Raw genomic sequence first — 21,823 nt, 5'->3', positions numbered from 1 at the left:
ATAATAGGGAGTTTCCGTGGTGCCTGGTCAACGGGTGACGGGCTCCAGCGTCGCGTTGAAGTGACGGAGGATGGGCGGGACGGTGACGAGGCGGTAGCCGGGGACGCTCTCGGCCCGCTTGGCCACGGCGGCGACCACCTCGGCGACGTACTCCAGGTGGCTCTGGGTGTAGACCCGGCGCGGCAGGGCGAGGCGGAGCAGTTCGTACGGGGCGGGCGTCCGGAGCCGCCCGTCCTCGTCGACCTCGCCGAGGAAGAGCGAGCCCAGCTCCACCGAGCGGATGCCGCCCTCGAGGTACAGCGCGCACGCCAGTGCGTGGCCCGGGAACCGCTCCGGCGGAATGTGCGGCAGCAGGCGTCCGGCGTTCAGGTAGACCCCGTGGACCCCCGGCGGCCGTACGGTGCCGACGCCGGCCGTGTTGACGAGTTCGGCGAGGTGCGCGGTCGCGTCGGCCCGGGCGCGCAGGTAGTGCGGATCGGTGACCTCGACCAGCCCCTGGGCGAGCATCTCCAGATCCCGGCCGGCCAGGCCGCCGTACGTGCGGAACCCCTCCGTCGCGGTCAGGATGAGCTCGCAGCGCTTGGCCAGGTCGTCGTCGCGGAGTGCGAGCAGGCCCCCGATGTTGGCGATCCCGTCCTTCTTCAGGCTCGCCAGGCAGCCGTCGGCCAGCCGGAACGCCGCTTTCGCCACCTCGCGGGGAGAGGAGTTCTCATGGCCCGGCTCGCGCTGGGTCACCAGCCACGCGTTCTCGGCGAACCGCCCGGCGTCCAGGAAGAACGGCACGGCGTGCCGGCGGCAGAGCCGCGACGCGGCCTCGAGGTTGGCCATGGAGACCGGCTGCCCGCCGCCTCCGTTGTTGGTGATCGTCATGATCACGATGCCGATGCGGTCGGCGTCCGGGCCGGTCAGAGCCGCTTCCAGCGCGACCAGGTCGATGTTCCCCTTGAACGGCTCGTCGCTGTCGAGGTCCTTCATCTCGAGGCAGGGCAGATCGCGCGCCTCGCAACCGGCCAGCTCGGAGTTGGCGCGCGTGGTGTCGAAATGCGTGTTGCTGATGGTGATCTGGCCCGGCTCGAGCAGCGCGGAGAACAGAATGCGTTCCGCGGCCCGCCCTTGGTGGACGGGGAAGATGTGCGGATAAGACGTTAGTTCGTCGACGACCTCACGGAAGCGATGGAACGACCGCGCGCCCGCGTAGCTCTCGTCGCCGACCGCGGCGGCCGCCTGCTGGGCGGCGGACAGGGCCCCGGTGCCGGAGTCGGTGAGCAGATCGATCGTGACCTCGTCCGCGCTCAGGTTGAACAGGTTGTGTCCCGCGCGGTCCAGTGCCTTCTCGCGGACCGCACGGGTGGTCACCGGAATCGGTTCGACGACCTTGATGCGGTACGGCTCCATGAGGGGCATGCCTTAGCTCCTTGCTGACCCGGCCTAATTTCGGGCAACCGGTAATGAGGGTTAGGAGCCTATCGGTCATCTAGCCCGTTTCTTGGACCCTTAACTCGTACGTAACTGAACTGCCTCAATTCCGTCAGTGCACGTCCTTCCGGTCAGCGAGGGAGCGTGATGTGTTCGTGGGTCACCGCCTCGATGTCGGAGGCGGCGAGGTCGAGCAGCCGGTGCGCCAGGTCGGACAGCGCCCGCGACGCCGCGAGCTCCGCGCCGATCTCCGGAACGTCCCAGTCGGCCGGGTTGCACCGCGCCTTTCCACGGCCGCGCGCCTTCTCGCTGTCCCGGGCGAGGAGCCGCGCCTCGGCGTGGGTCTGGCCTTCCTGTTCGTCGAGGTAGATCTCGACGGACCAGCGATCCTGCATTCTCATCTCCACCCTCCTTGGACGCCGGGCCTCACTACTACGAGGCTTCCGCCGGTCGGCGGACGAAGGCAGGGGCGAAGGTCCCTCATCGCGGTGCGCCCGCGCGTACCGGACGAATGCCGCGAAGCGGGCCTATGTAATGGGGATCTTCGCGTACCGTTGGCCGGGTCCTCCTGAAGTCGATCGATCGGGAGTCGCCCGGCCCATGGAGTCCCCCCATCGGTTCGAGATCCCCCGCCTGACCGCTCTCCTCCTGCACGCGCTGCCCCGGGTCGTCGAAGGCATGATCGCCCCCGTGGTGGTGTTCTACGCGGGACTCATCCTGCTCGGGCTGAACGGCGCGCTGGTGACCGCCGTCGCCTGGGTCTACGGCGGGATCCTCGTCCGCGTCGTACGGCGCCGTCCTGTGCCCGGCACCCTCCTGCTCGCGGCACTCGGCGTGACCGCCCGCGCCGCCCTCGCCGCGGTCACGGGAAGCGCCGTCGTCTACTTCCTCCAGCCCACCCTGGGCACGATGCTGGTCGCGCTGTCGTTCCTCGCCTCGGTGCCGCTCGGCCGTCCTCTCGCCGCCAAGGTCGCCACCGACCTGGTGCCGCTGCCGGAGGCGTTCCTCGCGCACCATCGCGTCCGCCGGTTCTTCCTGCGGATCTCGCTGCTGTGGTCCCTCACCTTCACGCTCAACACCGCCCTCAGCCTCTGGCTGCTGTTCCACCAGTCGATCGGCACGTACCTGTGGGTCCGGACCACGGCGGTCGCGCTCCTGGGGGCGGCCGCGGTGCTGATCTCGGTCTGGGGGTTCAAGCGCTGCGTGAGCCGCGTCACTGCGGTCCCCGCGCTGCCCGGCCCGGCTCCGTCCGCCGAGGTCCCCGCGCTGCCCGGATCGGCCCGGTCCGCGGAGGTCACCGCCCTGGGCCCGGCCCGGTCCGCCGACCTGGCGCTGCGGTGACGGCGACCTGACCTCGCCCATCGCGGCGAACCAACACGCCGTAGGTGACATCTCTCCTTATGAGGGCATCTCGCCCTCGACCCCCTGATCGCCATCGCATGTCGAGGGAGAGATTCGCGTGAAGCGTCGAGCGATGCTCACGGTCACCGGAGCGACGCTGCTGCTGTCCACGGGATGCGGTCCGTTCGGCTCGTCGGCCTCGCCGGCCACGGTCACCATCACACCGGCGAACGGCGCGGCCGACAGCCGCCCCGACCAGCCGATCGTCGTCAAAGCGGCCAAGGGAAGGCTGGGCGACGTCACCGTACGAACCGACGGCGGGCAGGTCGCCGGCACGTTCGACAAGGGCCACGCCCAGTGGACGTCGAGCGGGACGCTCAAGCCCGCGACGAAGTACACCGTCACGGCGACGGCGAAGAACTCCAGCGGTAAGGCCACCACGGCGAACAGCGCGTTCCAGACGCTCACTCCGAAACGGACGTTCGGCATCGCGGACATCACGCCGATGCCCGGAGAGACGGTCGGCGTCGGGATGCCGCTCATCGTCAAGTTCAGCGACCCGGTCTACAACAAGGCGAACGTCGAGCGGGCCATGCGGGTCACCTCGTCCAAGCCGGCCGAGGGCGCCTGGCGGTGGTACGGGAACCAGGAGGCCGTCTACCGCACCAAGGACTACTGGCAGCCGCACCAGACCGTGACGCTCACCGCCCACCTGACCGGCGTCCGCGGTGCCCAGGACACCTACGGGACCAAGGACTACAGCCAGACCATCACGATCGGCGCCTCCCACGTCAGCACCGTCGACGTGAAGGAGCACCAGATGAAGGTCACGGTCGACGGCCGGACGGCCAAGACCGCCCCGATCAGCGCGGGCAAGGGCGGAGCGGAGAAGTACACCACCACGAACGGCGTCCACGCCGTCATGGGCAAGCAGAGCCCCGTCACGATGACGTCCGGCTGGATGGGCGTCACGAACAAGAGCGACCCGAACTACTACAGCCTCACCGTCTACCAGGCGGTGCAGATCTCCGACAGCGGCGAGTACGTCCACTCGGCCCCCTGGTCCGTCGGCTCGCAGGGCAAGGAGAACGTCAGCCACGGCTGCGTCAACGCGCCCCCGGACTTCGCCAAGTGGTTCTACGACCTGTCGAATCGCGGGGACATCGTCAAGATCACCGGCACCGACCGCGAGCTGGAGCCGGACAACGGCTACGGCTACTGGCAGCTGTCGTGGGCCGACTGGCAGAAGGGCAGCGCCCTCCACTGAGCCTGCCGCCGAGTCCACGGCCCCGAGACCGTCCGGCCCCGAGGCCGTGGACTCGGCGTTTCCCTCGAGCCGAGGCGAGCGTCGGCGGGCCCGTCCTGGCAGGATGGCCCCGTGCTGGATGTGGTCGGATGGGTTCACGTGTCGGAGGGCCGGCTGCTGGCCGTACGCGCGCGGGCGCGTGACCGGCTCTACCTGCCCGGCGGCAAGCGCGAGCCGGGGGAGGACGACTGGACGGCGCTGTCCCGCGAGGTGCGCGAGGAGCTCGGGGTCCGGCTCGACCGGAGCACGTTCCGGGCGATCGGCGTCGTCGAGGCGCCGGCGCACGACCAGCCGCCGGGCACCCGGGTGCGGATGGCCTGCTACACCGCCGACTACGAGGGAGAGCTGTCGGCGACCGGTGAGGTCGACGAGTGGCTCTTCGTCGACCCCGCCGACCACCACCTGCTCGCCCCCGCGGTACGGGCCGCGCTGGAGCTGAGACGGTGAAGGTGAGCGTGGTCGTGCCGGTGTTCAACACCGGCGAGCACCTGGCCAAGTGCGTCGAGTCCGTTCTCGGGCAGACCCTCGACGACTATGAGGTGATCTTCGCCGACGACGGGTCGGACGACGGCACCGAGAAGCTCCTCGACGCGCTGGCCGCCGAGCACGACCGCGTCCGGGTCGTCCACCTGCGGCCCAGCGGCGGCCCCGGCGGGCCGCGCAACACCGGGATCGACGAGGCCCACGGCGACTACGTCTACTTCCTCGACGATGACGACTGGCTCGGTCCCGAGGCGCTCGAGCGCATGCACGCGATGGCGGTGCGCAACGACGCCGACATCGTGATCGGCAAGATGGTCGGGCACGGCCGTGCGGTGCCCCGCGCCATGTTCCGGAAGTCCCGCGACCGCGCCGACGTGCTGAAGGACGCGCTGTACGGCATCCTCACGCCGCACAAGCTGTTCCGCCGATCCTTCCTCGACGAGCACCGGATCCGGTTCCCCGAAGGGCCGGTGCGGCTGGAGGACCACCGGTTCGTCCTCAAGGCGTACTTCCGGGCCCGCACCATCTCGGTGCTCGCCGACTACCCGTGCTGCCACTGGGTGCGGCGCCCCGGCAGCTACTCCCGAAGCCGGCCGGACCCCGCGCACTACTACGGCGCGCTGCGGGAGGTCCTCGACATCGTCGACGAGCACGTCGAGCCCGGTCCCGACCGCGAGCGCTACTACGTGCACTGGTACCGCGGGAAGATCCTCAAGCGGCTGGGGGAGAAGAGCTTCCTGGAGGCCCCGCCGGAGTACCGCCGCGTCGTGTACGACGAGGCCCGCCGGGTGGTGGTCGAGCGGTTCGGCGAGAGCGTCGACCGGCGGCTGCCGTTCCGGATGCGCGTGCGTGCCGCGCTGTTGCGCGCCGACGCGTACGACGACCTGTTCCGGCTGGTCGAGGCCGAGCGCGACGTGGCGATCGAGACGGCGCTGGACGGGATGCGCTGGGACGACGCCCGGCTCGTGGTGCGGTTCACCGCGCGCCTCGTCGACGCGGACGGCACGCCCTTCGTCGTCCGGGACGGCCGGTGGGAGCCGCCCGTGCCGCTGCCGATCTCCGGCGGCCTGCTCGACGCGACGGGTGAGCACCGCCGGCTCGACCTGTACGTCCGGCGCCGGGAGGACGCGGCCGACCATCTCCTGCCGGTGACGGTCATCGCGTCCGAGGTGTTCGCCATGTCCGGCGAGGCCGTAATCGATCCCAACGCCGATCCGGCGCTGGCGCCCGGCGTCTGGGACTTCGTCGCCCGGCTGGACACCGGCGGCTGGATCTGCGAGCGCCGGCTGGAGGGCGGCGCGAGGATCGCGCGCCGGGGCCGCCTGATGCCGTACCGCACCGAGAACGGGAAACTCAGCGTCCGCGTCCTCGCCTCCGAGGACGAGCGGGCCCGGCCGGAGGGACCGCTGCTGCGGCGGGCGCTCAAGAAGATCCCCGGCGCCCGCCGCGCCGTACGCCGGCTGCGCGCGTGATCTGCTGCGATTCCGACGCTCCGCGTACACGGCACGGCGCGCTGTTGTATCGTCTCCGGGCCGGAGGTGATCATGACGAGATCGGTGCGTTTGTTCGGAGCGGCCGGGGCGATGGCCGCCCTGCTGCTGAGCGGTGCCTGCAGTGGCGACAAGGCCAAGGGTGCCGCGGCCGAATCGGGGAAGGTCAGCACGACCCAGGTCGTCGTGCTGAAGACGTACGACGCCGCGTCGGGCGCCCTGCAGTACCAGGGCACCAAGAAGGTCCAGGAACCCGATGACGCCATCGAGCCGACCGGGCCCGTTCAGAACGCCACCGTCGCCAAGGACGCCACCGTGCTCAGCGCGGTGAACATCTGCTCCGGCGAGGACGCGACCGTGGACGAGAAGACGGGTATCGGGACGAAGTCCTGCACGCTGCAGCAGCTCGAGGCCGCCGTCAAGGGCGGCGACCAGGTCGACGCCTACCTGACGATGAAGGGCCGCACCGTCACCAAGGTCGCCGAGGTCTACCACCCCTGAGCGGACGCCCGCCGCCGTTCGACCGGCAGCGGGCGTCGCCCGGACGCCGTCCGGTCAGACGGTGACGGGCTGCAGCTTCAGGCCGAGCGAGGCGAACTGCTCGGCCGGGTGGTGGTAGCCCCGCTCGATGTGGTGCACGCCGCGCAGCGTCGACGGGCCGTCCGCCACCGACGCGGCCAGGACCGCCGAGAACCCGGCCCGTACGTCGGGCATGGTGACGTCGGCGCCGGTCAGCTTCGAGACGCCGCGGACCACCGCAGAGTGCACCGAGTTGCTGTCGTGGAAGCGGCAGGCCGGACCGCCGAGGCACGCGCTGAACACCTCGATCTCGCAGCCCATCTTCTTCAGCGCAGGGACGTACACCAGGCGGTTCTCGAACACCGTCTCGTGCAGCACCGACATGCCCTCGGCCTGGGTGAACAGCACCATGAGCGGCTGCTGCCAGTCGGTCATGTAGCCCGGGTGCGTGTCGGTGTGCACGGCGGCCGGGCGCAGCCCGTCCGGCGCCGACGCGGTGATCCACTCGTCCGTGATCTCGAAGCGGGCGCCCATCCGCGCCAGCGTCGTGATCGCGGTGACGAGGCGGTCCTGCGTGCAGCCGTGCACGCGGACCTCGCCACGGGTGATGAGCCCGGCGACGAGGTAGGAGAAGGCCTCGAGACGGTCCCCGGAGAGCCGCGTCGACGCGCCCTTCAGCCGGTCGACGCCCTCGATGACGATGCGGCGGTCGGGGCTGAGCTCGATGTGCGCGCCCATCCGCTGCAGGAACAGCGCGAGCTCGACCACCTCGGGCTCCATGGCGGCGCCGCGCAGCACCGTCTTGCCCTCGGCGAGCACCGCGGTCATCAGCACCGTCTCGGTGGCGCCGACGCTGGGATAGGGGAGGTCGATGCGGGCGCCGTACAGACGGCTCGCGCGGGCGGAGATGCCGGTGTCACCGACCTCCACCTCCGCGCCCATGGCACGCAGCGCGTCGACGTGGAAGTCGACGGGGCGACGGCCGATGGGATCACCGCCCACGAGGGGGACGAACGCCTCGCCGGCGAGGTGGAGCAGCGGGCCGACCATGAGGATCGGAATGCGGTTCAGCCCGGTGAACGCCCTGGGGACGCGGGGCTCGGTCACCGCGCCCGGGGAGACCGTGATGTCGGGCCCGTTGCGTTCGACCGTGTGCCCCAGGGCCTCCAGCATCGCGCCGGTGATCTCCACGTCGCCCACCTCGGGGGCGTTGCGGATCGTGCTCTCGCCCTGGCCGAGCATGGCCGCGACCATATGCTTCGTGACACCGTTCTTCGACCCGCGCACGTGAATGTCACCGCGGAGCGGACCGGACGGTTCTACCTTCCATACCTCTTCAGCCACGCGGACCACTGTACGTGTGGAACGCGCCACCATCGACGGCGCGCGCCGTGGCCCGGCGAGGTGATCTCTCCCACCGGAAGCCGAGGTCGGGGGCCCGATCCGGTTCGCGAAGTGTCACAGCCAGCCGCGGCGCACGGCCTGCGCGCCCGCCTGGAAGCGGTTGTCCGCGCCGAGCAGGTTGAGGAGGGTCTTCATCCGGCGGCGCATGGTCCGGGTGCTCAGCCCGAGCTGGCGGGCGATCGCGTCGTCCTTCATCCCGGCGAGGAGCAGGTCGAGGAGCCGGCGATCGTCCTCCGTCAGCGGTGATGTCCGCGTCGTCGCGGCGAGGGGCGCGGCCGCCGCCCAGATGAACTCGAACAACTGGACCAGGGCGTCCAGCAGCGCGGACGGGTGGACGAGTGCGGCCTCGGTGGTCGCCTGCTCCAGTTGCACGGACACCAGGGCGGCGTCGGCGTCGGCGATGGCCAGCTTGACCGGGATACCGCTCGCCACCCGCGCCTGCTCGCCCTGCGCGACGAGCGCGTGGATCTCATCGAGCGCCCCGGGCTCTTCGATCGCCTCGGGGGCGTACACGGCTCGCCAGCGCACGCCGCGCTGCAGCGCGCCCGGCTCGACGGGGTTGGTCGCGGCGAGAGCGTACGGCGGCCGGTCGAGCATGCGCATGTCCCGCCGGACGGTGTGCTGCAACCGCAGGAATCGGCGGGCCACCTCGTCCCGCCCGGTCACGAGCTCGACGGCTCCGGCCTGCCCGACGCGCTCCCGGCGGTACAGCACGGCCATCTCGGCCGCCGCGGTCCGAAGCCGGGTCAGGTCCTGCTCGCGTTCGCGGATGAGGGCGTCGAGCGCGATGTCCGGCTCGGCCGCGGCGTAGCGGCGCGGGCGGCCGGACAGCCGGCTGACGAGGCCGCGGGCCCGTAGCCGGTCGAGCGCGCGGACCAGCCGGTCGGGCCCGCAGCCGAGGCGTTCGGCCAGTTCCTGGGCTGTCGCCTCGGGGCCGGCGAGCAGCTCTCGGTAGACGGTCTCGTCGAAGGCGGCCACGTCGAGCGGCGCGAGGATCCGGCCGTCCTGAATCATGCGCGCATCGTGTCCAGGATGTGCCAACGTCCGCAATGAGCCAAGTGAAAACGTTGTCGACTCTTGTCCGGAAACGTCACATTGAGCCGGTGATCAAGATTCGAGGGTGGCGATCGGCCACGGCCGCGGCGGTGCTGGCCGCGCTCCTTCCCGTACTCGGCGGGACCGCCCATGCCGCGAAGCGGGCCGACCAGCGGGTCATCGTCGAACTCGCCGCCGCATCGGGCGCACGCGCCGACGGCTCGGACGTACGGGCGCGGGCCGCCGCCGCCGGGGTCACGCTGCGGACGTCGCGACGTTTCTCCCGGCTCGTCGACGCGGTGGCCGCGAGCGTTCCCGCCGACCAGGTCGGCCGCCTGCGCACCCTGCCCGGCGTACGGGCCGTGTACCCCGACCTGCCGGTGAAGGCCGCGACCGACGAGAACATCGCGCTCATCGGCGCTCCCGACGTATGGCGGCGGAAGGACCGGCAGGGCCGCAAGGTCACCGGCGCGGGCGTCACCGTGGCCGTCGTCGACAGCGGTGTCGACGCGGGCCACGCCGACCTGGCCGGCCGCGTCGTCGGCGGACACGACTTCGTCAACAACGACGACGACCCGGCGGACGACAACGCGCACGGCACGCACGTCGCCGGCATCATCGCCCGGACCGCCCCAGGCGCCTCGATCACCGCGTACAAGGTGCTGAACGCCGACGGAAACGGCTACGAGTCCGACGTCCTCGCGGGCCTGGAGGCCGCCGTCGATCCGGCCAACCCGCACCGCGCCGACGTCGTCAACCTGAGCCTCGGGGCCTCCGGCGACGGCACCGACCCGCTCGGCCAGGCCGCGACCCGCGCCGCCCGATCCGGGGTGGTCGTGGTCGCCGCGGCGGGCAACGCCGGGCCGGGCGCGATGACGGTCGGCACCCCGGCCGCCGCCGACGGCGTGATCGCCGTCGGCGCCTCCTTCAGCGGCGTCAAGACGCCCGTCGCCCGGCTCACCCGCACCGGCGAGGAACTGCAGGCGACCCGTGCCGTCTACTCGGCGAATCCGCCCGCGAAGCCGCTCACCGGCACGCTCGTCGACGTCGGTGAGGGGCAACCGGCCGACTTCGACAAGGCCGGCGACGTGCGCGGCAGGATCGTCGCCTACGACGGCTCCGCCGACCATCCCCTCTGGGCCGACGTCCAGCGGGCGCGGGAGGCCGAGAGACGGGGCGCGATCGGCGCCCTGCTGTACACGACCGGCTCCGGCGGTGTGTCGTTCACCGGCCGGGCCGGCGTCCAGCCGGCCGTCCCCTCGACTCTCGCCTCCGGCGATGACTTCCGTATGGACCGGATCGTCGTGCTGGGCGTCGACCAGACCCAGTGGGCGGCACTCGGCGCGGAGGCCGCTCGCGGCAAGGTACGGATCACCATCACGGGCAAGGACGTCACCGACCAGATCGCCGGCTTCAGCTCACGCGGCCCGACCGCCCGGTACACCCTCAAGCCGGACATCGTGGCACCGGGCGTCGAGATCCGGTCGAGCGTGCCGAAGAGCCTCTGGGAGCCGGGTGAGTACCGCATGTCCGGCACGAGCATGGCGTCGCCGCACGTGGCCGGGGCGGCCGCGCTGCTGCGCCAGCTCGGCACCGCGGACGTCGCCGGGACGCTCGTCGGCACGGCCCGGGGCCTGGCCGGCACCGGTCCGCTGACGCAGGGCGCGGGCCGGCTCGACGTGTCGGCGGCGGCGGACGCGACCGTCACCGCACAGCCGCCCACGGTCTCCTTCGGCCTGGCCGACCTGCGCGACCGGACCACGACGGCGGCGACCACGGTCCGGCTGACCAACCACGGGCGCACCGCGTTCAGTGCGCGGCTCGGCGTCACCGCCGCGGCCGGCAGCCCCGGCCGGGTCCGGGTCAGCCCGAGCCGCGTCACCGTACGGGCCGGCCGCACGGCGACCGTCACCCTCACCGCGACGGCCGGACGGCCGCGCGCCGACGCCGACGTCAGCGGCTGGCTGACGGTCGGCGGCCGGCTGCGGGTGCCGTACCTGCTCGCCCTGCGACCGCTGCTGGTGCACACGACCCCGGACCCGGGCGACGGGCACGCCCAGGTCTTCGTGTACGCCCCGGCCGCCACATCCGGTCCGCCGGTCGTCACGGTGACCGCCCCCGGCGGGCGGCGCACCGACGTGACCACGACGCTCGACCACGACCGCTGGTACCGCGCGTCCGTGACCGGAAGCGCGGCCGGGATCTACCAGGTGGAGGCCCGCGCCGCCACGAGCGGCGGGCGGGCGCTGTGGGGCGCCGGCACCTTCGAGGTCGTCCCGCCCGCGGCGGCCGGCGGGGGCTGGCAGGCAGCCGGGCCGAACGCCGAGGCCGGCCTGCTGGCGACGTCACCGGCCGCGCCGGACCAGGTGGTGATGACCCAGGACGGCAAGGCGGGCGTCTGGCTCACCACCGACCGCGGCCGACGGTGGCGTCAGCTCGGGCGACTCCCCGTCGCGGGCGGCACGGGCACCGTCATCGTCGACTCACACGACGCCCGCCGGATGGTGTACGGCCTGAACGGCAGGCCCTACGCCTCCTCTCCGGTCGCGTTCGACCCGACGTACGAGGGCAAGGTGCTGGCCAGCGACGACGCCGGGCTGACCTGGCGGACGCTGCCGTTCCCCGACGTCCACCTGAACGCGTTCGTCGGCGACGGCGACGCCCTGGTCGCGGTCACCGACGGCGGGATCGTGACCAGCGGCGACGGCGGACGGCACTGGACGACTCATCCGGCGGCCGTTCCCGCGGGCGTGAACGGCGCCACCCTCGCCGGGGGCGACCTCTACCTGAGCGCCTACGACGGCGTCTGGGTGGTCCGCGACGTGACCGGCGACGACCTCGCTCCCGCCACGAGGGTGCTCCAGCCGGACGGCGGAGATGCCCCCATCGGGGTCGCGGCCGACCCGAAGCTGCTGGTCACGGTCACCACGAAGGGTGTCGTCCACGGGTCGGGCGACGGCGGGCGCACCTGGCGGGAGCTCTACCGCATGCCGAGCGGCTACGGGGTCTCCGTGCGGATCGCCGACGGCACCGTGTACGTGGGCGGCACCACGCGGGACTTCGCCGGGCGCGATCACGGCGCCGCATGGACCGTGCTGCCCAAGCCGGCTCGCGGGCCGGTCGACGTCGACTTCGGCAGGCTCGGGGACGCCACGGTGGTGTCGGCGCCCGGCGGCGGCCTGTACTCGACCAGGGACGCCGGCGCGCGCTACGACCGGATCGGCGTGCAGGGCACCTCCGTGTACGCGCTGGGGGTGAGCCGGCGGGCCGACGGCAGCGAGGCACTCGTCGCGGGCACGGACACCGACACGCGGCTGACCGCGCTGCCGACCGGGAACGACCCGGCGCCGGAGTGGGGCGCCAACGGCTCGGAGGGGGTCACCGGGGCGGTGGTCAGCGGCCTCGCGGTCTCGCCGGCGGACCCGCGGGTGGTCTGGAAGACGCGCGCCGACGCGTTCGGCGGGCTCCACCTGTCCCGCTCCGCCGACGGCGGTGTCACCTGGTCGGAGGTGGCAAAGGAGGCGGAGACGCCTACCACGCTGCTGGCACACCCCGCCGATCGCCGGACGCTCATCCTCGGGTTCACCTCGGTCGACGGCAGCGGGCTGTACGTCACCCGCGACGAGGGCCGGACCTGGCGCCGGTACCCCGTGAGCGGGCGGGTCGAGGCGCTGGCCGGCGACCCGCGTGACCCGGACCGCGTCTGGATCGGCACGCCGGACGCCCTCTACCGTTCCGATGACGGCGGCGCGCACCTCACCAAGGTCGCCGACGGCGCGGTGTCGGCGATCACGATCGACCCCCGCCGCCCCCGGCGGATCGTCGTCGGCGGTGTGACGCTGCGCATCAGCACCGACGGCGGCCGTACGTTCCGTACGGGTGCCGCCGGTCCGCTGACCATGCGGGTCTCCGCCCTCGTGACGTCGCCGCGCGACCCCGACGTGCTCTACGCCGGAACGTCCGCGCACTGGGCCGACGGCCTGCGGCTCGGCGGCCGGGGCGTGCTCCGCTCGGCCGACGGCGGACGGACCTGGACCAGCGTCTCGGCCGGCCTGCAGAACACCTCCGTGCTCAGCCTGGCCGTCGGCCCGGACGGCACGTGGCTTTTCGCCGGCACCGAACAGGGCGGGGTCCATCGCCTGCGACTGTGAGAGGGACGCGGCCGGGTCTGCTTCGATGACCACATGGACTTCAGTGTCGTCATTGGAAACTGGCCCGACCGCCCCCCGGAGGAGGCCCTGCACACCGCGGCGATCGCGGACCGGCTGCGGTTCCGGGAGCTGTGGATCGGCGAGACCGACACCTGGGACGCCTTCGCCCTGGCGTCGGCGATCGGCCTGGCCACCGACCAGATCGCGATGACGGTCGGCCCGCTCCCCGTCGCCGTCCGCGACCCGGTCATGATCGCGATGGGGGCCTCCTCGGTCGCCGCGCTCACCCGCAGGCGGATCGGGGTGGCGCTCGGTACGTCGAGCCCTCGCGTGGTCGAGCAGTGGCACGGCCGCTCGCGGGAGCGGTCCGCCACCGTCCTTGACGAGAGCGCCCAGGCGGTCCGCGGGCTGCTGGCGGGCGAGCGGGTCGACCTGGACGGCAAGGCCGTGCACACCCACGGCTTCCGGCTCAGGCTGGCGCCGCCCCAGGGGCCGCTCAGCGTGGCGGCCTTCGGCGACCGGGCCGTACGGACGGCCGCGGAGCACGCGGACCGGATGCTGATCGACATGGTCGCGCCGAGCGTCGCCGGCGACCTGCGGGCGAGGCTGGACGCGGCGGCGAAGAAGGCCGGCCGCCCGGCGCCACGGCTGGTGGCGTGGCTGCCCGCCGCGGTGGATCCGACGCCCGAGTCGTACGCGCAGCTGATGTGGAGCATCGTCCCCTATCTCCGGCTGCCGGGTTACGCCGAGGCGTTCGAAGGCGCCGGCCTGGGCGACGCGGTCGCCCTCGCACGAGGGGGAGCCGAGCCGAAGGAACTGCTGACCGCGCTGCCGTTCGACGTCGCGGGCCGGGTCGGCCTGGTCGGCGGTGCCGACGAGGTGCGGTCGCGGCTGCGGGAGTACGCCGACGTAGGCGTGGACGAGGTGGCGGTGGCGCCCGCGACGGGCGCCGACCCCGGGGGCGAGCGCACGCTCACGGCGATCCGGGAGCTCGTCGGGTAACGCGGCCGAACCGTCGGCCGGACGGCACGGGCCGCTCGAGATCGACGCGGATCGCGATGCCGGCGGCTTCGTGCGGGCCTGGGGGCGGCCGTCGGCGGGGCAGGGTGTCGACGGCGTCGCCCTCCACGGCGACCTCGTCGATGTCGCGGGCGCCGACGGCGACGGCCCTGGGCCGACCCGACGTCGGCGGCCGCGGCCGGCGTCAGCGGGCTCCGGCCGCCGAGGCCCGGCGCCGGCCATTGTCGGGGGCCGCGTCCCGTGGGATATTCCGAAAAAGGCGTTGCCTACGGTGCGACGGTTGATTCATTCTATTCCCGATTTCGGGGAAGAAAGGAGGAGGCAGTGCTACACCCGATCGAGCCGGCGGACGAGACGCCGAGCGACGCGCCGGCGGCGCTCACACCGCCGGAGTGGCGCTCACGCGTGTCCACCCAGGTGCAGGCCTGCGGTGACCCGGTGGAGTACGGTCCGGCCGAACACCGGGGGCGCGATCGAATTGCGGACGGAGACCGCCGCCAGGGCGAATGACGCCCTGGTTCACCTTCGGCCGCCTCCGGATTCCGGGAGCGGCCTTTTTGTTCGATAGGGGATTTCGGTGAGCGTACTCGTTCTGAACGCGTCCTACGAGCCCCTCCAGAACGTCGACGTGCGGCACGCGGTGCGGATGCTCGTGCGGGGCGTCGCGGTGGTGGAGGAGGCCGTCGAAGGCCGGCGGATCGGGCACTTCCCGTTACCGCGGGTGCTGCGGCTGGTCCGCTACGTCACCATGCGGTGGCGTCACGGGCACCGCCCGGCGTGGGGCAAACGGGGGCTCCGGCGCCGCGACCGCGGGCTGTGCGCCTACTGCGGTGGGCGGGGGAGCACGGTCGACCACATCCTGCCGCAGTCTCGCGGCGGCGGGTCGACGTGGGAGAACACCGTCCTGGCGTGCGGTCCCTGCAACAACCGCAAACGGGACCGCACGCCCGACGAGGCGGGGATGCGGCTGCTGGTCGAGCCGCGTATCCCCCACTGGAACGAACTGCTGCCGTGACCTCAGACGCGTTCGAGGACGACCACGGGGATCTCCCGTGAGGTCTTCTTCTGGTAGTCGTCGTAGGCGGGCCAGGTGGCGGCCATCCGCCGCCACAGGTCCGGCTTCTCCTCCGGGGTGGCCGTGCGGGCGCGCGCGGTGAACCTGTCACCGTGCACCTGCACGCCCACCTCCGGATGGGCCTCGAGGTTGAGGTACCACAGCGGTGGCTCGTCCGCACCGCCCTTCGACGCGACGACGAGGTAGTCGTCGCCGTTCTTCTGGTAGATCAGCGGCGTGGTGTGCTGCTTGCCGGTCTTGCGGCCGGTGGTGGTCAGCAGCAGGGTCACGGTGCCCCGCCAGTCATGACCCTCCGCGCCATCGGTCTCGACGTAGCGCCGTACGTGTTCTTCGCCGAAGAGCATCGTGAATCACACCCTCAGGTCGTGTGCCTCTTCGAGCAGAACGACTCGCCGGCGCGGATATTCCGGGCCGGGGGTACGAGGTGAGGAGGCGGGCCGTCGACGAGGCGCTCCCTGCCGCGCCGTCGGGAGGGACGGCGACGCGATTGCCTCGCCGTCCCTCCCCGGCGCGCCGCGGCCACGAAGCCGGATCGCAAGGGGATCACTGGAAGGACACCGGCCGTGCGACCGAGGGCAGAGTGAACCTAGCGCCAACGGAACCGACCGGAAAGGGCGTTCGGCCTGACAGTAAATTGCAACCCGCGTCAGCGTCCTCCGGTGACCGATTGACCCCGGGCGCGTCGCGCGGATCGATCAATGGCCGTCCTCTCTAGGGTGAGGCGTGCCCGACGGCCGCGGATCACCTTGGAGGCCCGACATGCGACAGGTCGCTCTCATCACCGGTGCGAGCCGGGGCATCGGCGCCGCCACGGCCCGGGAGTTCGGGACGCGCGGCCATCACGTGATCGTCAATTACCGGAGCGACGAGGCGGCCGCCCAGCGGGTGGTGAAGGACGTCGAGGCGGCCGGGGGCACGGCGCAGGCCGTCCAGGCCGACGTATGCGATCCGGCCCAGGCGGCCCGGTTGGTCGACGAGCGCGGGCGGCTCGACGTCCTCGTGTGCAACGCGAACATCCAGCCGCCCTTCGCCCCGCTCAGCCGCATGTCGTGGGATGCGTTCTCGGGCAAGGTGATGGCTGAGCTCGCCGCCGTCTTCCACGTCACCAAGACGGCGCTCGACGTCATGCGGGGGCAGGGCGGCGGCCGGATCGTGTACGTCTCCAGTGTCAGCGCCGACCATGTCCGGAGGGGCTCCATCGCGCATGCGACGGCGAAGGCGGCGCTCAACGTCTTCGCCCGCCATGTCGCCGCCGAAGCCCGTGACAGCGGGATCGCGGTCAACATCGTCGCACCCGGCGCGGTGCGCACCGACGCCACCAGGGACGTCCTGACACCCGAGGCCACAGCGGCGCTGGGCGACAGATCGGTCCTCGGACGCGTGCTCCTCCCCGAGGACGTCGCCAAAGTCATCGCCTCGGTCACCGACGGGGCGTTCCAGGCCGTCGCCGCCGCGCACATCGTGGTGGACGGCGGAGCCCAGGTGCTGCCGGGGAGACCGTAGGGTCGGCGGCGGGCAGAGAGCCGTCGCGGCGTCGTGGGAGAGACGGGCCCTAACGATCGCCGTCGAGGGCGACCACGGCGCTGATGGCGAGCAGGGCCGAGCCGGCGAGGCCGTCGAGGAGGCGACGGGCGCGGCCACCGCGCAGCACCCGCGAGATCGGCCCGATCGCGAGGGAGAAGGTCCGCCACCACGCCACCGCGACGCAGAGGAAGATGGCCGCGAGGACGACGGTCGTGCGCAGACGCGGCTCGTCGTGCGCCACGAACTGCGGCAGCAGGGTGAGGAACAGCAGCGCGATCTTCGGGTTGAGCAGGTTGGTGATCAACCCCTGCCGGAACACCGCCGCAGCGGTGCGCGACGCGGTCTGCACGCCGACCGCCGGCGCGGCCAGGCCCTCCCCGTCGCCGTGCGTCGCCGTCGCGGCCACCGGAATCGACGGCGCCCCCGTCGCGGATACGGCGTCGGCGTCCTCTTCGCCGTCGATGGACATGAGGGCCGAGATGAGCATGCGGATGCCCAGGTACGCGAGGTACGCCGCGCCGGCCAGCTTCACCACCGTGTACGCGGTCGCGGACGCCGCGAGGATCGCCGACAGCCCGAGCACCGCGGCCGTGGCGTGGATCGAGATGCCCAGGCAGCAGCCGAGGCCGGTCAGCCAGGCCGCGCGGCTGCCGGCGCTCAGGCCGTTGCGGACGACCAGGAGCATGTCCGGGCCGGGAGTCACGGTGAGGAGCGCGACGACCCCCAGGAAGGGGAACAACAGTTCGGGCACTGGCTCATCGTAGGTGGTCGGGTCATGCTCAGTTCGGCACTTTCCCGGTCTTCGTGGTGAGGGTGACGAACGCCGCATGACCCGGCCACCGGGGAGCGTTAGCGCTTGGAACGGTGCACGACCTGGATCTCGGTGAAGCCGGTGAGGCCCCAGGTGCCGTTCTCGACCCCGATGCCGCTCCACTTGAACCCGCCGAACGGCTGGTGCGGCGCGAGCGCGAGGTGGGTGTTCACCCACGCGGTGCCGCACTCCAGGCGCTCGGCGACCTCGGCGGCGCGGTCGGCGTCGGTCCCCCAGACGGAGCCGGACAGGCCGAAGTTCGTGGCGTTCGCGCGGGCCACCGCGTCGTCGACGTCGCTGTAGCGGAGCACGGGGAGCGCGGGTCCGAACTGCTCCTCGTCGACGATCCGGACGCCCTCGGCGACGTCCGTCAGGATCGTCGGCGCGAAGAAGTAGCCGGGGCCGTCGATCGGGCCGCCGCCGGCGGCCGCCTTCGCCCCCTTGGCGAGCGCGTCGGCGACCAGCGCGCTGACCCGCTCGTACTGCGGCCGGTTGTTGATCGGGCCGTACTGCACGCCCTCCTCGAGGCCGTTGCCGACCTTGACCGACCGCGCCTTGGCGGCGAGCGCCTCGACGACGTCGTCGTACAGCCGGTCCGGGACGTACACCCGCTTGATGGCCGAGCAGACCTGGCCGTTGTTGGCGAAGGCCTGGTCGAAGACCTTGGCGGCCACCGTCGCGGGGTCGGCGTCGTCGAGCACGATGGCGGGGTCGTTGCCGCCGAGTTCGAGGGTGGTCCGCTTGAGGTCGGGGGCCGCGGCGGCGGCGACCTTCTTGCCCGTCTCGATCGACCCGGTGAAGCTGATCTTGCGCGGTACGGGGTGGGAGGTCATCCACGCGCCGAGGTCGTCGCCGCCGCTGACGACGTTCAGCACGCCCGGCGGCAGGACGTCACGGAGCAGTTCGCCGACCTTGAGCGTGGCCAGCGGCGTGTACGGGGACGGCTTGAGGACGAGGGTGTTCCCGGCCAGGAGCGCCGGGGCGATCTTCCAGGCGGCGAGGACGAGCGGGAAGTTCCAGGGGGTGATCGCCGCGACGACGCCGAGCGGGCGGCGTACGACCTCCACCTTGGCCCGGTCGTCGTCCTGGATGACCTCGCGCGGGATCTCCAGGTCGGCGAAGTACCGGAGCCAGATGGCGGCGCCCATGAGCTCGATCCGGGCGTCCTGGAGGGGTTTGCCCTGCTCGGCCGTCAGGGTCGCGGCCAGGTCGCCTCCCGCCGCCGCCATCAGGACGTCGGCCGCGGCCTTCAGCGCCGTGCGCCGGGCGGCCTCATCGGACCGCCACGCCGGGTACGCCGAGGCCGCCGCGTCGAACGCCGCGTCGAGCTGGGCCCGCGAGCAGTCCGGCGCGGCGGCGTGCGGCGATCCGGTCGCCGGATCGATCACGTCGAACGTGGCCGTGGTCTCCACGGCCGTGCCGCCGATGGTCATCGTGAAGTCGGGCACGGTACCTCCTGGGGACGTCAAACCGAATAGCGTTCAGTCTGGCCCCAGGAGGTCCGTCTTGGCCAGAACCTACTTGCGCCCGACGACCTCGACGCGGAACGACGTCGTCGGCCCCGGAATGCTCAGCGAACCCGCCGTCGCCCGCGACCAGGCGGCCAGCCGCACGGCGCCCGGCCGTCCCTGCGCGACGAGCGGCACGAGGATGGCGGCGCTGCGTCCCGGCGCCAGCGACCCGAGGTCGCACCCCAGGTACTCGCCGTGACGCGCGCAGCCCTGTCCCTCCCGGACGCCCCACCCTTCCGGTATCGCGGCGACCAGCATCACGTGGTCCAGCGGCCGGTTGCCGTTGTTGGTGAGGGTCCAGCGCACGGTCTCCAGCTGACCCGGCGAGACCTGCCAATGCTCGGCCTGACCCGTCATGTGCATCGCGTACGACGGGCGGTCCGGCTGCGGCTGCTGCTGCGGCGGCTGCGGGTCGCCCGGCCGGCCGTGGAAGGGGCTCTGGGGCCGGGCGGGCTGCGCGTGCACCGGCCGGACGTGGATGACGTGCTGCGCGCCGGGCCGGCCGGCCTGCTGGTCCTCGGTCTGGACGTGGACGATGTTCCGCACATCCGGCTTGCCGGTCTGCGCGTCCACCGGCGGCGAGTGCACGGCGTTCGGAGCGGTCGACCGGATCGGCTGCGTTTCGGCCGGTCGCGAGTGCACGGCGTTCTGGGCGGTCGACCGGATGGGCGGTTCGCCCGGCCGTACGTCGGCGGCCTGGGCCGGTAGCGGCTGCGGATCCCCCGGCCGGGCGTGCGACGCGGCCAGGGCCTGCGGCGCGAGGCCGAGCAGGCCGGTTCCGAAGAGTGCGGTGATCGCGAAAGAGCGCATGACGTCCCCCCTGATGGTGATGGCGTCAGACGCTAGCCGTACGCTCCGGGGCCGGCCTCGTGGCCGCGCGCCACTTGGGCCAGTCATGGCGCGGTCACGGTGGTCGGTTGACACGGGTGGGTGGAGACCTGCCGCGATGGAGACGCCTGGGACGGCGGCGCGGCGCACCCGGTGGCCACGAGAGGTCAGAGAAGCGTCAACCGGCGCGTGGAGGATGTTCCTCTGCGCTCCGGGTCGTCAGAATCCGCTCATGCGATCACGACTACTCGTCACCGCGGTCGGCGCCGCCGCCGTGGCCGCCCTCGGCGGCCCGGCCGCCGCCGGCAGCACGCCCCCACCCTCCGCCGACGCCGCACATCCCGCCGGGGCGGCCGCCTCGGCCGTGGCCGCCCGCCCGAGGCTCACCGATCCGCACCCGTGCAAGGACCAGCCCGGATTCACGTGCTCCACCCTCCAGGTGCCGCTCGACCACCGTGGCAGGGTGCCCGGCACGCTCGACCTTCAGGTCGCCACCGCCGACAACGCCACGGCGCCCAAGGGCGTCCTGCTGTTCCTCACCGGCGGCCCCGGCCAGCCCGGCGTGCCGTTCGCCACCCGGATCGCCAAGCAACGCCTGCCCGAGCTGGCCAACGACTACCGGTTCGTCCTGCTGGACCAGCGGGGCACGGGGGAGTTCGGCGCGATCAACTGCCCGCAGCTTCAGGCCCAGGTCGGCAGCTCCGACATCGCCGCGCCCACCCCCGCCGCGATCAAGGAGTGCTCCGACGTCCTCGGCGACCGGCGCGGCCTCTACAGCACCGAGCAGACCGTCGCGGACTATGAGGCGCTTCGGCGGGCGCTCGGTGTCGACAAGATGGTCGTCGACGGCGTCTCGTACGGGTCGTTCACCGCAGCCCGCTACGCCGCCGTCCACCCGTCGCACGTCGGCAAGGTCGTCCTCGACTCGGTGCTGCCGCACGTCGACCCGCAGGCCGACGACGGTCTGTACTTCGTCGGTCTGCACGCGCAGGCGCGCGTGCTGCGCGACGCTTGCGCGACCGCGCCCGCCTGCCCGTCGGACCCGGCCGAGGACCTGGCGTGGGTGGTTCGGCACCGCCCGGCCGCGGACGGCGTGAAGATCTTCGACGCCATCGTGTCGTACGAGTTCCTGGACCCGACGTACCGCGACCCGAACCCACCGGGTCTGCCCGCCGGCCACGGCGACCTGGTCGGCGCGCTGCGGGCGGCCCGGCAGGGCGACCCGGCCCGGCTTGACGCGATCATCACCGACATGGCGCCCGGCGGGGACCCGGTGGCCTCGTACAGTTCAGGGCTGCACATCGACACGTTCTGCTCCGACAGTGTCTTCCCGTGGGGCCGGTCCGACGCGCCCCTGGCCACCCGGCAGACCGCGCTCGACCGGTTCCTGCGGCACACCGACCCGCGCAGCGTCTGGCCGTACACGCGGGCGACCTCGGCGGGGAGCGGCTTCACCCAGGAGTGCCTGCGCTGGCGGTCGCGCCCGGCCGCGGAGCCGCCGGCCCGGCTGCCGAACGTGCCCGTGCTGCTGGTGAACGGCGACCACGACCTGTCCACCCCGCTGGAGTGGGCGTACGAGGAGGCGACGCACGCGCCGAACGGCAGGGTCGTCGTCGTCAAGGGCGCCTCGCACTCGATCCAGAACCGCGAGCGCGGGCACGCCGGACGGGACGCGGTGATCGCGTTCCTCGGCGGCTGACCGCCCCGCGACGTCGTGAGGGGCCGGATCGTTCGTTCGACCGGTCCCTTCGACATCCCTCAGGGAGGATGGTGGACGCCGGAGGCGTTCGGCGGAAGGCCGTGGCCCGGCCGCTTCGGCCGAGAGAGGTCGGGACGCCTGGAAAAGGTTAGTGAAAGGTTTATGAAGCTTAGGGCAAGGTTGATGAAGCAGATCTTGTCGTGAACAGCG

General features: G+C 72.5%; 19 protein-coding genes. 11 read left to right on the top strand and 8 right to left on the bottom strand.

Features of this window, described 5'->3' with window-relative positions; translation table 11 throughout:
• Window positions 1-27: 27 nt before the first annotated feature.
• Both ACQP2O_RS33780 and ACQP2O_RS33775 read right to left on the bottom strand, forming a co-directional pair.
• A complete protein-coding gene (locus ACQP2O_RS33780) occupies window positions 28-1,404 on the bottom strand; it encodes a tryptophanase (RefSeq protein WP_433172207.1) in 1,377 nt (458 codons plus the stop codon).
• A gap of 143 nt (window positions 1,405-1,547) precedes the next feature.
• Window positions 1,548-1,817, bottom strand: coding sequence for a DUF1876 domain-containing protein (locus ACQP2O_RS33775; RefSeq protein ID WP_433172205.1), 270 nt, complete (start codon window positions 1,815-1,817; stop codon window positions 1,548-1,550).
• A gap of 199 nt (window positions 1,818-2,016) precedes the next feature.
• Between ACQP2O_RS33775 and ACQP2O_RS33770 the strand changes: the two genes are divergently transcribed.
• The 5 genes from ACQP2O_RS33770 to ACQP2O_RS33750 all read left to right on the top strand — a co-directional run bounded on the left by ACQP2O_RS33770 (window position 2,017) and on the right by ACQP2O_RS33750 (window position 6,537).
• The gene (locus ACQP2O_RS33770; protein ID WP_433172203.1) at window positions 2,017-2,757 is read left to right on the top strand and encodes a VC0807 family protein; all 741 of its coding nucleotides are present in this window, start codon (window positions 2,017-2,019) and stop codon (window positions 2,755-2,757) included.
• A 118-nt stretch (window positions 2,758-2,875) separates the two neighbouring features.
• Window positions 2,876-4,024 (top strand): Ig-like domain-containing protein, encoded by a 1,149-nt coding sequence (locus tag ACQP2O_RS33765; protein ID WP_433172201.1) that lies wholly within the window; start codon window positions 2,876-2,878, stop codon window positions 4,022-4,024.
• A 111-nt stretch (window positions 4,025-4,135) separates the two neighbouring features.
• Window positions 4,136-4,510: an NUDIX hydrolase gene (locus ACQP2O_RS33760; RefSeq protein WP_433172200.1), complete on the top strand. Its 375-nt coding sequence runs from the start codon at window positions 4,136-4,138 to the stop codon at window positions 4,508-4,510.
• On the top strand, window positions 4,507-6,018 hold the full coding sequence (locus tag ACQP2O_RS33755; protein ID WP_433172199.1) for a glycosyltransferase family 2 protein: 1,512 nt from the start codon (window positions 4,507-4,509) through the stop codon (window positions 6,016-6,018). The genes ACQP2O_RS33760 and ACQP2O_RS33755 overlap by 4 nt, the downstream gene beginning before the upstream one ends.
• Before the next feature lie 72 nt (window positions 6,019-6,090).
• On the top strand, window positions 6,091-6,537 hold the full coding sequence (locus ACQP2O_RS33750) for a hypothetical protein (protein WP_433172198.1): 447 nt from the start codon (window positions 6,091-6,093) through the stop codon (window positions 6,535-6,537).
• Between the two features lie 54 nt (window positions 6,538-6,591).
• Here ACQP2O_RS33750 and murA read toward each other — a convergent pair whose 3' ends face one another.
• Both murA and ACQP2O_RS33740 read right to left on the bottom strand, forming a co-directional pair.
• Window positions 6,592-7,899, bottom strand: coding sequence for a UDP-N-acetylglucosamine 1-carboxyvinyltransferase (gene murA / locus ACQP2O_RS33745; protein WP_360886142.1), 1,308 nt, complete (start codon window positions 7,897-7,899; stop codon window positions 6,592-6,594).
• 114 nt (window positions 7,900-8,013) lie between these two features.
• Window positions 8,014-8,973, bottom strand: coding sequence for a helix-turn-helix domain-containing protein (locus ACQP2O_RS33740; protein ID WP_433172197.1), 960 nt, complete (start codon window positions 8,971-8,973; stop codon window positions 8,014-8,016).
• An 89-nt stretch (window positions 8,974-9,062) separates the two neighbouring features.
• Here ACQP2O_RS33740 and ACQP2O_RS33735 point away from each other — a divergent pair, with 89 nt between their 5' ends.
• From ACQP2O_RS33735 to ACQP2O_RS33720, 4 genes are all read left to right on the top strand, one after another.
• On the top strand, window positions 9,063-13,145 hold the full coding sequence (locus tag ACQP2O_RS33735) for a S8 family serine peptidase (protein WP_433172195.1): 4,083 nt from the start codon (window positions 9,063-9,065) through the stop codon (window positions 13,143-13,145).
• Between the two features lie 33 nt (window positions 13,146-13,178).
• The gene (locus ACQP2O_RS33730) at window positions 13,179-14,147 is read left to right on the top strand and encodes an LLM class F420-dependent oxidoreductase (RefSeq protein WP_433172193.1); all 969 of its coding nucleotides are present in this window, start codon (window positions 13,179-13,181) and stop codon (window positions 14,145-14,147) included.
• 342 nt (window positions 14,148-14,489) lie between these two features.
• Window positions 14,490-14,675 carry a hypothetical protein gene (locus ACQP2O_RS33725; RefSeq protein WP_433172191.1) on the top strand — a complete coding sequence of 62 codons (186 nt, stop codon included), beginning with the start codon at window positions 14,490-14,492 and terminating at the stop codon, window positions 14,673-14,675.
• Between the two features lie 67 nt (window positions 14,676-14,742).
• On the top strand, window positions 14,743-15,180 hold the full coding sequence (locus ACQP2O_RS33720) for an HNH endonuclease (protein WP_433172189.1): 438 nt from the start codon (window positions 14,743-14,745) through the stop codon (window positions 15,178-15,180).
• 2 nt (window positions 15,181-15,182) lie between these two features.
• Here the strand turns inward: ACQP2O_RS33720 and ACQP2O_RS33715 are convergent, their stop codons facing one another.
• A complete protein-coding gene (locus ACQP2O_RS33715; RefSeq protein WP_433172187.1) occupies window positions 15,183-15,584 on the bottom strand; it encodes a nitroreductase family deazaflavin-dependent oxidoreductase in 402 nt (133 codons plus the stop codon).
• A 415-nt stretch (window positions 15,585-15,999) separates the two neighbouring features.
• Between ACQP2O_RS33715 and ACQP2O_RS33710 the strand changes: the two genes are divergently transcribed.
• A complete protein-coding gene (locus ACQP2O_RS33710) occupies window positions 16,000-16,743 on the top strand; it encodes an SDR family NAD(P)-dependent oxidoreductase (RefSeq protein ID WP_433172185.1) in 744 nt (247 codons plus the stop codon).
• A 49-nt stretch (window positions 16,744-16,792) separates the two neighbouring features.
• Here the strand turns inward: ACQP2O_RS33710 and ACQP2O_RS33705 are convergent, their stop codons facing one another.
• From ACQP2O_RS33705 to ACQP2O_RS33695, 3 genes are all read right to left on the bottom strand, one after another.
• Window positions 16,793-17,515 carry a LysE family translocator gene (locus ACQP2O_RS33705; protein WP_433172184.1) on the bottom strand — a complete coding sequence of 241 codons (723 nt, stop codon included), beginning with the start codon at window positions 17,513-17,515 and terminating at the stop codon, window positions 16,793-16,795.
• Between the two features lie 98 nt (window positions 17,516-17,613).
• Window positions 17,614-19,023, bottom strand: coding sequence for an aldehyde dehydrogenase family protein (locus ACQP2O_RS33700; RefSeq protein WP_433172182.1), 1,410 nt, complete (start codon window positions 19,021-19,023; stop codon window positions 17,614-17,616).
• Between the two features lie 69 nt (window positions 19,024-19,092).
• Window positions 19,093-19,896, bottom strand: a complete 804-nt coding sequence (locus tag ACQP2O_RS33695) for a hypothetical protein (protein WP_433172180.1) — start codon at window positions 19,894-19,896, stop codon at window positions 19,093-19,095.
• Between the two features lie 250 nt (window positions 19,897-20,146).
• Here ACQP2O_RS33695 and ACQP2O_RS33690 point away from each other — a divergent pair, with 250 nt between their 5' ends.
• Entirely contained in the window at window positions 20,147-21,613 is a 1,467-nt protein-coding gene (locus ACQP2O_RS33690) for an alpha/beta hydrolase (protein WP_433172178.1), read from the top strand.
• Window positions 21,614-21,823 lie beyond the last annotated feature (210 nt).

Source organism: Actinoallomurus sp. CA-150999, from assembly GCF_050942425.1.
Lineage (GTDB): Bacteria > Actinomycetota > Actinomycetes > Streptosporangiales > Streptosporangiaceae > Actinoallomurus.
Note: the sequence above shows the minus strand (reverse complement) of the source record. Positions and strands in the feature narration are given on the sequence as shown.

Coding starts and splice junctions, on each gene's coding strand:
- ACQP2O_RS33715 (WP_433172187.1), bottom strand. CDS start 15,584: ATGCTCTTCGGCGAAGAACACGTACGGCGCTACGTCGAGACCGATGGC.
- ACQP2O_RS33770 (WP_433172203.1), top strand. CDS start 2,017: ATGGAGTCCCCCCATCGGTTCGAGATCCCCCGCCTGACCGCTCTCCTC.
- ACQP2O_RS33740 (WP_433172197.1), bottom strand. CDS start 8,973: ATGATTCAGGACGGCCGGATCCTCGCGCCGCTCGACGTGGCCGCCTTC.
- ACQP2O_RS33750 (WP_433172198.1), top strand. CDS start 6,091: ATGACGAGATCGGTGCGTTTGTTCGGAGCGGCCGGGGCGATGGCCGCC.
- ACQP2O_RS33695 (WP_433172180.1), bottom strand. CDS start 19,896: ATGCGCTCTTTCGCGATCACCGCACTCTTCGGAACCGGCCTGCTCGGC.
- ACQP2O_RS33775 (WP_433172205.1), bottom strand. CDS start 1,817: ATGAGAATGCAGGATCGCTGGTCCGTCGAGATCTACCTCGACGAACAG.
- ACQP2O_RS33730 (WP_433172193.1), top strand. CDS start 13,179: ATGGACTTCAGTGTCGTCATTGGAAACTGGCCCGACCGCCCCCCGGAG.
- ACQP2O_RS33690 (WP_433172178.1), top strand. CDS start 20,147: ATGCGATCACGACTACTCGTCACCGCGGTCGGCGCCGCCGCCGTGGCC.
- ACQP2O_RS33710 (WP_433172185.1), top strand. CDS start 16,000: ATGCGACAGGTCGCTCTCATCACCGGTGCGAGCCGGGGCATCGGCGCC.
- ACQP2O_RS33780 (WP_433172207.1), bottom strand. CDS start 1,404: ATGCCCCTCATGGAGCCGTACCGCATCAAGGTCGTCGAACCGATTCCG.